Source organism: Klebsiella sp. WP3-W18-ESBL-02, from assembly GCF_014168815.1.
Taxonomy (GTDB): Bacteria; Pseudomonadota; Gammaproteobacteria; order Enterobacterales; family Enterobacteriaceae; genus Kluyvera; species Kluyvera ascorbata_B.
Map to the genome: position 1 here is coordinate 4,307,330 of NZ_AP021972.1, position 14,855 is coordinate 4,322,184.

Sequence of the window (14,855 nt, forward strand, 5' to 3'; positions counted from 1 at the left end):
AGGGGGTGTCTGTGAATAAGTCGATAATAGATAAATACGTTTTACCGACCGCGCTCAAAATCGCCGGACAAAAACATGTGCTTTCGGTGCGTGACGGGATCATCCTGAACATGCCGTTTATGCTGATAGGCTCGTTTTTCCTGATCTTCGCCTATCTGCCAGTGCCGGGTTACGGCACGCTGATGACCGAGCTTTTCGGCCCAATGTGGCAGGAAAAAGTGCTCTATCCGGTGAAAGCGACCTACGACATCATGGCGCTGATCTCCAGCTTCGGTATCGCCTACCGCCTGGCAGAGAAGTACCGCACCCTCGACCCGCTGACCGCCGGGGCCGTCTCTCTGGTGGCCTTCGTGATGACCATTCCGCAGCACATCATGTTTACCCCTGCGGGCAGCGATGTGGCGCAGCTGGTGAAAGGCGTGATGCCGATGGGCCAGATTGGCAGCCAGGGGTTGTTCGTGGCTATCCTGATTGCCCTGCTCTCAACGGAAATCTACCGCTTCGTTAACGACCGCAACCTGGTCATTCGCATGCCGGAAGGCGTTCCACCGGCGGTGGCAAAATCCTTCCTCGCGCTGATCCCAGGATTCTGCGTGCTGGCGGTGGTGCTGGCGCTGCGTCTGCTGGTAGAAGCAACGCCGTTTGGCGATATCAACACCATGATTACCGAGCTGGTCGGTATTCCGATGAGCCACGTCGGCGGCTCGCTGCCGGGGATGATTATTTCAGTGCTGCTGATTGGCATTCTGTGGATGCTCGGCCTGCACGGCGACACCATCGTGCTGGTGTTTATCCGCCCGGTCTGGCTCAGCAACATGTCCGAAAACCTGGAAGCGTTCCAGAACGGCCTGCCAATTCCCCACATTATCACCCAGCAGTTCTACGACCTGTGGATTGCGCCGGGTGGTACCGGGGCGCTGTTAGGGCTGGTTATCTTTATGATCCTGCGCAGCCGCAGCGTGCAGATGAAGCAGCTCGGTAAAATTGCCGCACCGGGCAGCCTGTTTAACATCAGCGAGCCGATGGTATTCGGTATTCCGATTGTGATGAACCCGTACCTGGTGGTGCCGTTTATCCTGACGCCGGTGGTGCTGGTGATTGTCTCCTACGTGGCGATGACCACCGGTTTAGTGGCCAAACCGGCCGGAATTGCGCTACCGTTCACGACGCCGATTGTGGTCAGTGGATACCTGGCGACCGGCGGGCATATCTCCGGTTCGGTGCTGCAAATCGTCAACCTCGGGATTTCGCTGGTGATGTATTACCCGTTCTTCCGCATCTGGGATAACCTGAAATTCCGCGAAGAGCAGGCCAGTAAGTCGCAGCAGACCACCGCGGCGATGCCAGCAACGGAACAGTAACCAGGATATAAAAACAAAAACGCCGGGCATCTGCCCGGCGTTTTATTTTATTGCTCGCACTTATTTTTTAATCTGCGCGTGCATTTCCTGTACGGAAGTGACTTTGTCTTTAGCGTCCGCATTCAGCGCCATTGCCGTCGCGAAGCCGCCGTTCAGGGTAGTGTCGTAATGCACCTTGTACTGCAGCGCGCTGCGGCGAATCAGCTTGGAGTCTTCAATCGCCTGACGACCTGCGGTGGTGTTGATGATGTAGGTGTATTCGCCATTCTTGATACGGTCCTGAATGTGCGGACGACCTTCATGCACCTTGTTCACCAGGCGCGGGTTGATACCCGCTTCACCCAGTACAATCGCGGTACCGTGGGTTGCATCCAGCTCGAAGCCCTGTTTCAGCAGCTTAGCGGCCAGGTCAACCACGCGCTCTTTGTCGCCTTCGCGAACGGAGAGCAGCGCACGGCCCTGTTTCTTCATGGTGGAGTTACTGCCGAGTTGAGCCTTAGCGAACGCTTCCGCGAAGGTACGGCCTACGCCCATCACTTCCCCGGTAGAGCGCATTTCTGGCCCTAACAGTGGGTCAACGCCTGGGAATTTGTTGAACGGCAGCACCACTTCTTTCACCGAGTAGTACGGTGGGATGATTTCTTCGGTCACGCCCTGCTGCTTCAGGGTTTTCCCTGCCATCACGCGCGCCGCCACTTTCGCCAGCGGTACGCCGGTCGCTTTGGAGACGAACGGTACGGTACGCGCCGCACGCGGGTTGACTTCAATCAGGTAGACTTCGTTGTCTTTCACCGCGAACTGCACGTTCATCAGGCCGCGAACCTGCAGCTCGAAGGCCAGCTTCTGCACCTGCTCACGCATCACGTTCTGAATTTCCTGGCTCAGCGTGTAGGCTGGCAGGGAACACGCGGAGTCACCGGAGTGAACGCCAGCCTGCTCGATGTGCTCCATGATGCCGCCAATCAGCACCATTTCGCCGTCGCAGATGGCGTCGACGTCGACTTCAATCGCATCGTCCAGGAAGCGGTCCAGCAGCACCGGCGCGTCGTTGGAAACGCTGACGGCGGTCTGGAAGTAGCGCTTAAGGTCAGCTTCGTCGTAGACGATTTCCATCGCACGGCCGCCGAGAACGTAGGACGGACGCACCACCAGCGGGTAGCCAATCTCTTTTGCCTTCTCAACCGCTTGTTCAATCGCGGTCACGGTGGCGTTGGCTGGCTGTTTCAGCTTCAGACGGTCAACCGCATGCTGGAAGCGCTCACGGTCTTCTGCGCGGTCGATAGCATCCGGGCTGGTGCCGATCACCGGTACGCCTGCGGCTTCCAGTTCACGCGCCAGCTTCAGCGGGGTCTGGCCGCCGTACTGTACGATAACGCCCTTCGGCTTCTCGATGCGCACGATTTCCAGCACGTCTTCCAGGGTTACCGGCTCGAAGTACAGGCGGTCGGAAGTGTCATAGTCGGTAGAGACGGTTTCCGGGTTACAGTTGACCATGATGGTCTCGTAACCGTCTTCACGCAGCGCCAGCGAGGCGTGTACGCAGCAGTAGTCAAATTCGATACCCTGACCGATACGGTTCGGGCCGCCGCCGAGGACCATGATTTTATCGCGGTCTACGGAAGGATTGGACTCGCACTCTTCTTCATAGGTGGAGTACATGTAAGCGGTGTCGGTAGCAAATTCCGCCGCACAGGTGTCCACACGCTTGTAGACCGGGTGCAGGTTGTACTGGTCACGCAGCTTGCGGATTTCCGCTTCGCGGACGCCCGCCAGTTTTGCCAGACGCGCATCGGCAAAGCCTTTGCGTTTCAGGTGGAACAGGAAGTCAGCGTCGAGGCCGTTGATACCCACTTCCGCCACTTTCTCTTCCAGACGCACCAGCTCTTCAATCTGTACCAGGAACCAGCGGTCGATGTTGGTCAGGTTAAACACGCCATCGACAGAGAGGCCCGCGCGGAAGGCATCGGCGATGTACCAGATACGCTCAGCGCCTGCGTCTTTCAGTTCGCGGCGGATTTTGGTCAGCGCTTCAGGGTCATCGAGGCTCACTTTCGGGTCGAAGCCGGTCGCGCCCACTTCCAGACCGCGCAGCGCTTTCTGCAGGGATTCCTGCTGCGTGCGGCCAATCGCCATCACTTCACCGACAGATTTCATCTGCGTGGTCAGACGGTCGTTAGCGCCAACGAATTTCTCGAAGTTGAAGCGTGGAATCTTCGTCACAACGTAGTCGATGGACGGCTCGAAGGAAGCCGGGGTACGGCCGCCGGTGATGTCGTTCATCAGTTCATCGAGGGTGTAACCCACTGCCAGCTTGGCAGCCACTTTAGCAATCGGGAAGCCGGTCGCTTTCGAGGCCAGCGCCGAGGAGCGGGATACGCGCGGGTTCATTTCGATAACAATCAGGCGACCGTCTTTCGGGTTCACCGAGAACTGCACGTTAGAACCGCCGGTTTCTACGCCGATTTCACGCAGTACCGCCATCGAGGCGTTACGCATGATTTGGTATTCTTTGTCGGTCAGGGTCTGCGCTGGCGCCACGGTGATGGAGTCACCGGTGTGGATGCCCATCGCATCGAAGTTTTCGATAGAGCAGACGATGATGCAGTTGTCGTTTTTATCACGCACCACTTCCATCTCGTACTCTTTCCAGCCGATCAGCGATTCATCAATCAGCAGCTCGTTGGTTGGCGAGAGATCCAGACCGCGTTCACAGATTTCTTCGAACTCTTCGCGGTTGTAGGCGATACCGCCACCGGTGCCGCCCATGGTGAAGCTTGGACGGATGATGCATGGGAAGCCGACGTCAGCGGCAACCGCCAGCGCCTCTTCCATGGTGTGCGCGATACCGGAACGCGCGGTGTCGAGGCCGATTTTCTTCATCGCGACGTCGAAACGGCGACGGTCTTCTGCTTTATCAATCGCATCAGCGGTAGCACCAATCATGGTCACGCCGAACTCTTCCAGCACGCCCTGACGCTCCAGCTCCAGCGCACAGTTCAGCGCGGTCTGGCCGCCCATGGTCGGCAGCACCGCATCCGGGCGCTCTTTTTCGATGATTTTACGCACCACTTCCCAGTGAATCGGCTCGATGTAGGTGGCATCGGCCATTTCCGGGTCGGTCATGATGGTGGCCGGGTTGGAGTTCACCAGAATGACGCGGTAGCCCTCTTCGCGCAGCGCTTTACACGCCTGGGCACCGGAGTAGTCAAACTCACACGCCTGACCGATAACAATCGGGCCCGCGCCCAGAATCAGGATACTTTTTATGTCTGTACGTTTTGGCATGGCTCTTATTACTCCTGATTATTTCGCGGACTGACGGTATTGCTCAATAAGCTCGATAAAGTGGTCGAACAGCGGTGCCGCATCGTGCGGGCCTGGGCTCGCCTCTGGGTGGCCCTGGAAGCTGAACGCCGGTTTATCGGTACGGTGAATCCCCTGCAGGGTACCGTCGAACAGAGATTTGTGGGTCACGCGCAGGTTGGCTGGCAACGAGTCTTCATCAACCGCAAAGCCGTGGTTCTGCGCGGTGATCATCACCACGTTCTTATCCAGGTCTTTCACCGGGTGGTTACCACCGTGGTGACCAAACTTCATTTTGATAGTCTTCGCACCGCTCGCCAGCGCCAGCAGCTGATGGCCGAGGCAGATGCCAAACACCGGAACGTTGGTCTGGAGGAATTTTTCAATCGCGTCGATGGCGTAGTCGCACGGTGCCGGGTCGCCAGGGCCGTTAGACAGGAACACGCCGTCTGGATTCATCGCCAGCACTTCTTCAGCGGAGGTTTTCGCCGGCACCACCGTCAGGCGGCAGCCGCGGTCAACCAGCATACGCAGGATGTTGCGCTTCGCGCCAAAATCGTAGGCAACGACGTGGAACGGCAGCTCTTCTTCGGACCTGGCTTCCGGCAGGTCACCCGCCAGCGTCCAGCTACCCTGCGTCCAGCTGTAGGATTCAGCCGTGGTCACTTCTTTTGCCAGGTCCATACCGTTGAGGCCCGGGAACGCTTTGGCGTTTTCCAGCGCCAGCGCGGCATCGAGGTGGTCACCCGCGATGATGCAGCCGTTCTGAGCGCCCTTCTCGCGCAGCAGTCGCGTCAGCTTACGCGTATCGATATCGGCAATCGCCACGATGTTATGGCGTTTGAGGTAAGAAGAGAGGTCTTCGGTGTTGCGGTAGTTGCTGGCAATCAGCGGCAGGTCGCGAATAACCAGACCCTGAGCGTGAACCTGAGAGGACTCTTCATCGGCGGCGTTGGTGCCGACATTACCGATATGGGGATAAGTAAGGGTGACGATTTGGCGAGAATAGGAAGGATCAGTGAGGATTTCTTGATAACCGGTCATTGAAGTATTGAAAACGACTTCCCCAACCGCCGAACCCGTTGCCCCTATGGCCCGACCGTAAAACTGGGTTCCGTCTTCCAGAACCAATAGCGCTGACTTAATCAAAACACCCTCCAGAGAATATTTACTCGCTTTATTTGCATATTAATTCATAACAATGGCACAAATCAATGCAAATCTGCTTACCGATGAATTTCTGGCAAACGGCGGCATTCTAGTGACAGCCTCGGCAAATGTCTACCTTAAAGGACAATTTTTATTATTATTTTGCGCCACTGGATAACTAAGCCGCCTCCAGGCATCAAAATGATCAACTAACTAAGAGGAGAAAACGCTTGTGGAGCAGGAAGATTGTTAAATCATGAAGAAGAGCGCAAAAAAGTAGACCAGATGGTCAAAATTTACATTTAACCAACACATTTATGATAGATAACCTATAAAAACAGGTATCTCAATGTAAAATCATAAAATTAAAGATAAAATAAAGGGCAATAAAATATTGCCCTGTGTAATCAAGCAATTATGACTACAATAACCACATCACGATGGGTAATAAATACTTATAGTTCATTCAAATTCAACACATCACGCATATCAAAAAGACCATTTTTCTTTGATTTAAGCCAAAGAGCCGTTCTTACCGCACCGTTAGCAAACGTCATGCGGCTGGAAGCCTTATGCGTAATCTCCACGCGTTCACCAATATCGGCGAACATCGCGGTATGTTCACCGACAATGTCACCCGCACGGACGGTAGCAAAACCAATCGTGCCCGGTACGCGTTCTCCGGTATAACCTTCACGCGAGTAGACCGCGCAGTCTTTCAGATCTTTATCCAGCGCCCCGGCGATCGCTTCACCCATCGCCAGTGCCGTACCTGATGGCGCATCCACTTTGTGGCGGTGGTGCGCTTCAATAATTTCGATATCGGTATAGTCGCCCATCACCTTCGCCGCTTTCTCCAGCAGCTTCAGCATCACGTTGACGCCAACGCTGAAGTTAGCGGCAAATACGATAGCAATGTCCTGAGAGGCATCACGAATGGCCTGTTTACCGGCATCATCAAACCCGGTGGTGCCAATCACCATCCCCTTCCCATGCTGGCGGCAGAAAGCCAGATGCGTCAACGTGCCTTCCGGACGGGTAAAGTCGATAAACACGTCAAAATCATCTTTTACCGCTTCCAGGCTGCTCTGAACGGTGACGCCTGCTTTCCCTGCCCCCGCCAGTTCACCGGCATCGCTGCCCAGTAAGCTGGAGCCTTCACGCTCCAGCGCCGCACCCAGTTGTACCCCTTCCATCGCCATCGCGGCCTGGATTAACTGCCGTCCCATGCGGCCACCGGCGCCGGCAATGGCGACGCGGATTTGTGCATCATGCATAGCTATTCTCTTTTGTTAAAATTGCGTAAATCGTTTTCAGAGTAACCAGCGCACAACAGGGTCGCCAGCCGAAAACGCCGATAATTAGAATTTAATGATAAACAGAGAGGAATATCAGTAAAAGACATGATTCATCCCACAGGATGAATCATTGCCGCGATGCAGGAAAGAAGTCAAACGCACTCAGAATGATGCGTAAGCCTGGGGAAATGACGCCAAAGCCATCGTAAACCAATCGATTAGCGTGATTACTTTTCAGGGCAGTAACGTGTAGTGAACGAGCATCTGCCCTTTTTTCATTTTCACATCGCTAATCTTTACCTCACCAATATCGGATAGCCGCGCAACGTGCGTCCCTCCGCAAGGATAGGCGGGAAGATCGCCAAAACCGACCCGGCGTAATTCTCCCTCTACGCTGACCTTGCGCGGGAGATCGGCCAACTGCCATGCGCTGATTATCGCCAGCAGCGCCTGGGCCTCAGGCAGCGCGCTTTGTGCCGCAGGCACAAACGTGATCCGTCCTTCACCAGGCCAGTGGTGTGCCTTCACCGGCTGCCAGCCGCAGCGCTCTCCGGCCAGGCCAATCAGATGTCCGGCGGAGTGCAGTCGCGCGTGCTGCTGGCGGACGGAGGCATCCACACGAAGAGTGACCGGCCCCAGCGGCAACGGCTGCGATACGATATGCGCCACGCTGTCGCCGCGTGCGACAACGCCTTCCACCGGCGTCTCATCAATCCAGCCTGCGTCCGCTGGCTGCCCGCCGCCCTGCGGATGGAACAGCGTACGGTCCAGCTCGACGGCGTAGCGGCCGTCGGCTTCTGGCATGCAGCGCAGCACGCATGCCGGCGCTTGAGTATCATCGCGGGTGTAATAAAGTCGTTCGGTCATGGTTGTTCTCCTCTTGATGAGCAGAGTATATTCACTTTACCAACGGTGATAATCCCGCTCTCATTCAATGCATCTTTGCCTGGTATGCACAAATGAATCCAAACCTGCTTCCCGATCTGGCCACCTTCGTGCTGATCGTTGACCACGGTAGCTTCTCTGCTGCCGCCAAAACGTCGGGCGCGACGCCTTCGGCTATTAGCCGCAGCGTTACCCGTCTTGAACGCGCGCTCGGCAGCAAACTGCTACACCGCACCACCCGCAAACTGGCGCTGAGTGAAACAGGAAAAATGGTGTATGAGCACGCACAGGAGATGCTGAACGCCGCACAATTGGCACTCGACTCCGGCAGCAGCCAGCAGCAGATCGCGCAGGGGAAACTCACGCTCAGCGTGCCCAAAGCGGTGGGGCGTTTTGTTATCCATCCGCTCATGGCCGAATTTTTTACGCGCTTTCCACAGGTGGACGTTTGTCTGCGGCTGGAAGACCGGTATATGGATTTGATTGACGATGGCGTCGACCTGGCGCTACGCATCAGCCAGTCGCCCTCTCCCGGCCTGTACGGCCGCCCGCTAATGCCGGTCAGCCACGTTATTTGCGCCACTCCGGAGTATCTGCGCCAGCACGGCATGCCGGAACACCCGCAGGCGCTGCGCGACCATTGCTGCATCAGCCTTGGCGAGACGCCCGCTGATTCACGCTGGAAGTTTCGGCGCGGCGAAACCATGGAGACGATTCAGACCCACGGGCGCTATGCCGCTAACCATACCGGCGTGCGGCTGGATGCGGTAAAGCATCATCTTGGTATCGGCAGCCTGCCGCTGTTCACCGCCCGCGAAGCGCTCGCCAGCGGAGAGATTGTGCAGGTTCTGCCGGATTGGGAATTTATCAGCGACTACAGCGGCGAGCTGTGGCTACTGTGGACGCGCAATAAGCATATGCCCGCCAGAATGCGGGCCATGATTGATTATCTGAGTGAAAAACTGCCGCAGTATGGCGAGTGATTACGGCGCACGGGCAAAAACTTCAGCCACCCACTGACGGAACCCCTCCACGTCCAGCGCCAGCGCCACCTGCGCGTTGGCCGGCTGTCCCAATCGCCCTTCGATATCCACCACCGTCGTGCCCGCCGTGTATTGCCCCTGAGTTTCTACCGCCACAAAGCAGCTTTGCAGCGTAAACAGTTCGGGGCGCACCAGCCAGGCAATCGCGCACAGGTCGTGCATGCGCAGGCCGCTCTGCATGCTGCCGCTGCGGTAGTGGCTGAACAGCGCGTGAAGCATGGCGCCGGTTTTATTCAGCGCGGGCAGAGAGGCGAGATATTCCGGCGAAAGCAGCGCCTGGTTGGTGACGTCCAGCCCGCACATCACAATCTCCAGGCCGCTGCGGAACACCAGCGCCGCGGCTTCCGGGTCAATGGCAATATTAAACTCGGCGTTGGGGGTAAAGTTACCGCGCCCGGCGGAACCGCCCATGATCACCAGTCGACGAATATTGAAGCGGCATTCCGGATACTGCGTCAGCAGTAGCGCAATATTGGTCAGCGGGCCAATCGCCACCAGCGTCACCGGCTGCGGCGCGTGCATCAGCGCATCGCGAATGGCCTGAAACGCCGGTTTTGCCAACGGCTGACGGTTATGCTCGACAAAGTCATAGCCCTCCATGCCGGATTCGCCGTGCACCGATGCAGCGTCGCGCAGCGGGCGAACCAACGGGGCAGCCGCCCCCTGCGCCAACGGAACGTCGGCACCCCAGAAGTGCAGGAGTTGCAGACCGTTACGAGTGGTTTTTTCGACCGAAACGTTGCCGGCTACGGTGGTCATTAACTGGAGATCCAGCTCGGGGGCAAAAAGCGCAGCGGCAATCGCTGCGGCGTCGTCGATACCGGGATCGGTATCCAGGAAAATAGGCAGGCGCATGATTTCTCCCTAAAAAAATGCCAGACGTTAAGCCTGGCATTTTTTCATATCTGCGGGAGGATTAATTTATTCGACTTCACGAACATCCACACGCAGCTCGCGCGGCACTTCGAAAACAATGTTTTCTTCACGCCCTTCAAGGGTGATGGCTTCGCCGCCGCCCAGCCCTTGCAGGCGGGCAATCACGTTCTGCACCAGAATATCCGGCGCAGAAGCCCCGGCGGTAACGCCCACGCAGGCCACATCTTTCACCCACGCTTCCTGAATATCTGCGGCGTCATCAATCAGATAGGCGGCTTTGCCCATCCGCTGCGCCAGTTCAGCCAGACGGTTGGAGTTCGACGAGTTTTTCGACCCTACGACCAGCACGACGTCGGCCTGCTGAGCGAGCGATCGCACGGCCTCCTGACGGTTAGTGGTGGCGTAGCAAATGTCGTCTTTACGCGGGCCAACGATTTTCGGGAAACGGACACGCAGCGCGTCAATAACGTCGGAGGTATCGTCCACCGACAGCGTAGTCTGGGTCATAAACGACAGCTTGCTTTCGTCTTTCACCGTCAGCTTCAGTACGTCTTCCGGCGACTCAACGAGGTACATGCCCCCTTTCGGGTTGCTGTACTGGCCCATGGTGCCTTCGACTTCCGGGTGACCGGCGTGACCGATAAGAATCGACTCTTCGCCGCGACGACTGGCGCGCGCCACTTCCATATGTACTTTGGTGACTAGCGGGCAGGTCGCGTCAAAGACCGTCAGGTCGCGACTTTTCGCTTCGTTACGCACGGCCTGAGAAACGCCGTGGGCAGAGAAAATCAGGATCGCGCCGTCCGGCACTTCGCTAATCTGCTCGATAAAGATAGCGCCGCGTGCGCGCAGGCTGTCCACCACGTAGCGGTTATGCACCACTTCATGGCGAACATAGATTGGCGCGCCATAGATGGCGAGCGCATTTTCAACAATGCTGATAGCGCGGTCAACGCCTGCACAAAAGCCGCGTGGGTTGGCCAACAGGATCTGCATGTTACGCCTCCAGTACCGGATCGACTTCCAGTACTTCAATATCAAAATGAACGGTATGGCCCGCCAGCGGGTGGTTGAAATCAACCGTGATGGAGTCACCGTTAATCTCGCGGATCACGCCTGGCATCTCGCTGCCGTCCATTGCGGTGAACAGCATGATAGCGCCGATTTCCGGTTCGCCCGCATCCATAAATTCGCGGCGGGAGAAATACTGGATAAGATCTGGCGTAGAGATACCAAACGCCGCATCCGGCTCCAGAGAGAAGGATTTTTTATCCCCGGCCTTCAGGCCGAGAAGATGCTGCTCCAGCCCTTCAGACAGGGAGGCATCGCCCAGACGAAACAGCGCCGGTTTGCCGTTGTTACGGGTCGACTCAGCGGTAGAGCCATCGTCCAGTTTCAGCGTGAAGTGCACCAGCACTGCGCTATTGCTTTGAATCGAATCAGACATGCAGGGACAGCCTTTTATCTTACGACATTGGAATGACGATTATTGTTATACGTTCAGCGCCGTCTGCGTGCCCGGTGGCGCTACGCTTACCGGGCCTACACAAAACGGTAGGCCCGGTAAGCGCGGCGCCATCCGGCACCAGGCTACGCCTGTTTTTTCGGCAGGAAACCTTCCAGCACGATCAGCGCAGCACCGATACAGATTGCGGTATCGGCCAGGTTGAAGGTGGCAAAGTGCCAGTCGCCGACGTAGAAATCGATCATGTCGACAACGAAACCGTGCCACAAACGGTCGAACAGGTTACCCAGCGCGCCGCCAATAATCAGCGCGTAGGCAATGTTGTTCAGCTTTTGCGTGGCCTTAGAGCGATACATCAGCACCGCCAGCGCGACGCAGATACCGATAGCGATACCCGCAAAGAACCAGCGCTGCCAGCCGCCGCTGTCGGCCAGGAAGCTGAACGCGGCGCCATAGTTACGCGCATAATGCAGATTAAGCGACGGGAACAGCGGCACCGTATCCCCCAGAGCAAAATTCTGGAGGATCAGGTATTTGCTGCCCAGATCGATAATCAGCACGGCGACAACCAGCCACAGCCAGCGTAACCCTGTTGAACAAATCGATTTACTCATCAGGCAAACTTACGTTTTTCGCCGTCACCGGCCACATTGCTCACACAGCGGCCACAGATGTGCTCCGCTACCTTGCCAACATCAGTGGTGTAGTGCCAGCAGCGCGGGCACTTCTCACCTTCGGCTTTATTCAGCGCCACTTTCAGCCCTTTCAGCAGTTCGCTCTGCTGGGCATCTGCGGTTGCCGCTTCATAATCCGCAACGGTCGCCCCAGAGGTCAACAGGACAAATCGCAATTCGTCGCCGAGCGCGTTCAGCTTAGCCGCCAGTTCCGGCTGGGCGTACAGGGTCACTGCCGCTTCCAGAGAACCACCGACTTTCTTATCAGCACGCGCCTGCTCGATGACCTTGTTCACTTCGCCACGAACCTGCAGCAGTTCTTCCCAGAACGCATCGTTCATCGCTTCGCTGTCGGCCAGGCCAAACAGACCTTCATACCACTCGCCGGTGAAGACGTACTTCTCGCGGTTACCCGGCAGGTAGCCCCAGATTTCATCAGCGGTGAAGGACATGATAGGCGCCATCCAGCGAACCAGCGCTTCTGCGATATGGTACAGCGCGGTCTGGCAGCTACGACGCGCCACGCTGTCCGCTTTCGCGGTGTACTGGCGGTCTTTGATGATGTCGAGGTAGAACGAGCCCATTTCGACGGAGCAGAAGCGCATCAGGCGCTGTACCACTTCGTGGAAGTCATAGGATTCGTAGGCTTTCATGATGTCAGCCTGCGCTTCCTGCGCGCAACCTACGGCCCAACGATCCAGCACCACCATATCTTCCGGTTTCACCATGTCTTTCAGCGGATCGAAACCGTTCAGGTTCGCCAGTAGGAAGCGCGCGGTGTTACGGATACGACGATAGCTGTCGGCAGCACGTTTCAGAATTTCATCCGATACCGCCATTTCGCCGGTGTAGTCGGTTGATGCCACCCACAGACGCAGGATATCCGCGCCCAGTTTGTTCATCACGTCCTGCGGAGAAACGGTGTTACCGATAGATTTAGACATCTTACGGCCCTGACCATCGACGGTGAAGCCGTGGGTCAGTACCTGGCGATACGGCGCTTTGCCTTTCATGGCAACGCTGATCATCAGGGAGGACATGAACCAGCCACGGTGCTGGTCAGAACCTTCCAGATACATGTCCGCAGAATGACCGCCGAACTCAGGGCGCGCATCCACAACGGAGTAGCTGGTTGAACCGGAGTCGAACCACACGTCCAGGGTATCTGGCACTTTCACGTAGTTGTCTGCGTCGTCGCCGAGGATTTCACGCGGGTCGAGATCCCACCACGCCTGAATACCGTCTTTCTCAACGTACTTGGCTACCGCTTCCATCAGTTCAGTGGTGCGCGGGTGCAGCTCTTCGGTGTCTTTATGCACGAACAGCGCCATTGGCACGCCCCAGGTACGCTGACGGGAGATACACCAGTCAGGGCGGTTTGCGACCATGGATTCGATACGTGCTTTACCCCAGGCCGGGATCCAGCCGCTCAGATCTTCTTTCGCCAGGCCTTCCTGCTCGATGCGGTCGATCTCTTTGAGAGACTGAATACGCAGGCCTTTTTTATCCATGCTGACGAACCACTGCGGGGTCGCACGGAAGATGATCGGTGACTTGTGACGCCAGCAGCATGGGTAGCTGTGCTGCATTTTTTCGACGTGCAGCAGTGCGCCTTTTTCGGCCAGCAGCGCAACGATTTTGTCGTTAGCTTTGAAGACGTTCACGCCGTCCAGCTCTGGGTAGGTGCCCGCCAGGTATGCGCCATCAGGGCCAACCGGGTTAGCGATTTCCAGACCGTATTTCTGGCTGATCACGTAGTCGTCAGGGCCGTGGCCACCGGCGGTATGTACCGCACCGGTACCGGCATCCAGCGTCACGTGGTCGCCCAGAATCGCCGGAACGTCGAAGCCCATGAACGGGTGGGTGAAGCGCAGCAGTTCCAGCTCGGCGCCTTTGACGGTGCCCAGAATGGTGTAGTCGCTCACGCCGATGCGCTTCATTACGCTCTCAACGAGGTCGCTTGCCAGAATCAGCGCCTGGCCGTCTACCTGCACCAGCGCATAGTCGAAATCAGGCGCCAGAGAAATTGCGCGGTTCGCTGGCAAAGTCCACGGCGTGGTGGTCCAGATAACCAGCGAGATTGGGCCGGTCACGTTGGCGGCACCAAATTTCGCTTTTACTGCGTCCAGGTCAGCGGCGTGGAACGCCACGTCGATAGACGGGGAGGTTTTGTCGTAATACTCAACTTCCGCCTCCGCCAGCGCAGAACGGCAGTCAACGCACCAGTGCACCGGCTTCGCGCCTTTGTGCAGGTGGCCGTTAGCCACGATTTTGCCCAGCGCACGAATGATGTTGGCTTCGGTTTTGAAGTCCATCGTCAGGTATGGCTTCTGCCAGTCGCCCAGCACGCCCAGACGGATAAAGTCGGTACGCTGACCGTCAACCTGGGTTGCGGCGTATTCGCGGCATTTGGCGCGGAACTCAGCGGCGGTAAATTTCTCGCCCGGCTTGCCAAACTCCTGCTCAACTTTCAGTTCAATAGGCAGGCCGTGGCAGTCCCAACCAGGCACGTACGGAGAGTCATAACCGGAGAGCCCTTTGGACTTCACGATAATGTCTTTCAGAATCTTGTTTACCGAGTGACCAATATGAATGTTGCCGTTCGCATAGGGAGGGCCATCATGCAGAATGAACGTTTTCTTGCCTTTTTTGGCTGCACGAATGATGCCGTACAGGTCATCATCAGTCCAACGCGCCAGCATTCCCGGTTCGCGCTTGGCGAGATCGCCGCGCATCGGGAACCCTGTTTCCGGCAAATTCAGGGTTGATTTATAGTCACTCATCAGATTCTCGGTTCCGTA

Annotated in this window: 11 protein-coding genes; 2 read left to right on the plus strand and 9 right to left on the minus strand. The window is 56.9% G+C overall.

Annotation, left to right across the window (positions count from 1 at the left end):
• Window positions 1–11 precede the first annotated feature (11 nt).
• A complete protein-coding gene (celB, locus tag H7R56_RS20785) occupies window positions 12–1,361 on the plus strand; it encodes a PTS cellobiose transporter subunit IIC (protein ID WP_223878917.1) in 1,350 nt (449 codons plus the stop codon).
• 60 nt (window positions 1,362–1,421) lie between these two features.
• Here celB and carB read toward each other — a convergent pair whose 3' ends face one another.
• From carB to H7R56_RS20805, 4 genes are all read right to left on the minus strand, one after another.
• On the minus strand, window positions 1,422–4,646 hold the full coding sequence (carB, locus tag H7R56_RS20790) for a carbamoyl-phosphate synthase large subunit (RefSeq protein WP_106925312.1): 3,225 nt from the start codon (window positions 4,644–4,646) through the stop codon (window positions 1,422–1,424).
• An 18-nt stretch (window positions 4,647–4,664) separates the two neighbouring features.
• Window positions 4,665–5,813: a glutamine-hydrolyzing carbamoyl-phosphate synthase small subunit gene (carA, locus tag H7R56_RS20795; RefSeq protein ID WP_106925310.1), complete on the minus strand. Its 1,149-nt coding sequence runs from the start codon at window positions 5,811–5,813 to the stop codon at window positions 4,665–4,667.
• A 455-nt stretch (window positions 5,814–6,268) separates the two neighbouring features.
• Complete coding sequence (gene dapB / locus H7R56_RS20800; RefSeq protein WP_106925308.1) at window positions 6,269–7,090, minus strand: 4-hydroxy-tetrahydrodipicolinate reductase; 822 nt, start codon at window positions 7,088–7,090, stop codon at window positions 6,269–6,271.
• Window positions 7,091–7,345: 255 nt separating this feature from the next.
• Window positions 7,346–7,978: an alanyl-tRNA editing protein gene (locus tag H7R56_RS20805; protein WP_106925306.1), complete on the minus strand. Its 633-nt coding sequence runs from the start codon at window positions 7,976–7,978 to the stop codon at window positions 7,346–7,348.
• A gap of 92 nt (window positions 7,979–8,070) precedes the next feature.
• On the opposite strand from H7R56_RS20805, the gene H7R56_RS20810 reads away from it, so the two are divergent.
• The gene (locus H7R56_RS20810) at window positions 8,071–8,979 is read left to right on the plus strand and encodes a LysR family transcriptional regulator (protein ID WP_106925304.1); all 909 of its coding nucleotides are present in this window, start codon (window positions 8,071–8,073) and stop codon (window positions 8,977–8,979) included.
• On the opposite strand, the gene rihC is transcribed toward H7R56_RS20810, so the two are convergent.
• From rihC to ileS, 5 genes are all read right to left on the minus strand, one after another.
• The gene (gene rihC / locus H7R56_RS20815; protein WP_106925302.1) at window positions 8,980–9,894 is read right to left on the minus strand and encodes a ribonucleoside hydrolase RihC; all 915 of its coding nucleotides are present in this window, start codon (window positions 9,892–9,894) and stop codon (window positions 8,980–8,982) included.
• A gap of 66 nt (window positions 9,895–9,960) precedes the next feature.
• On the minus strand, window positions 9,961–10,911 hold the full coding sequence (ispH, locus tag H7R56_RS20820) for a 4-hydroxy-3-methylbut-2-enyl diphosphate reductase (RefSeq protein WP_106925300.1): 951 nt from the start codon (window positions 10,909–10,911) through the stop codon (window positions 9,961–9,963).
• A 1-nt stretch (window position 10,912) separates the two neighbouring features.
• On the minus strand, window positions 10,913–11,362 hold the full coding sequence (gene fkpB / locus H7R56_RS20825; protein ID WP_035894914.1) for an FKBP-type peptidyl-prolyl cis-trans isomerase: 450 nt from the start codon (window positions 11,360–11,362) through the stop codon (window positions 10,913–10,915).
• Between the two features lie 143 nt (window positions 11,363–11,505).
• Complete coding sequence (gene lspA / locus H7R56_RS20830) at window positions 11,506–11,994, minus strand: signal peptidase II (protein WP_106925298.1); 489 nt, start codon at window positions 11,992–11,994, stop codon at window positions 11,506–11,508.
• Window positions 11,994–14,837, minus strand: a complete 2,844-nt coding sequence (ileS, locus tag H7R56_RS20835) for an isoleucine--tRNA ligase (RefSeq protein ID WP_106925296.1) — start codon at window positions 14,835–14,837, stop codon at window positions 11,994–11,996. Before ileS ends, lspA begins: the two co-directional genes overlap by 1 nt.
• Window positions 14,838–14,855: the final 18 nt, after the last annotated feature.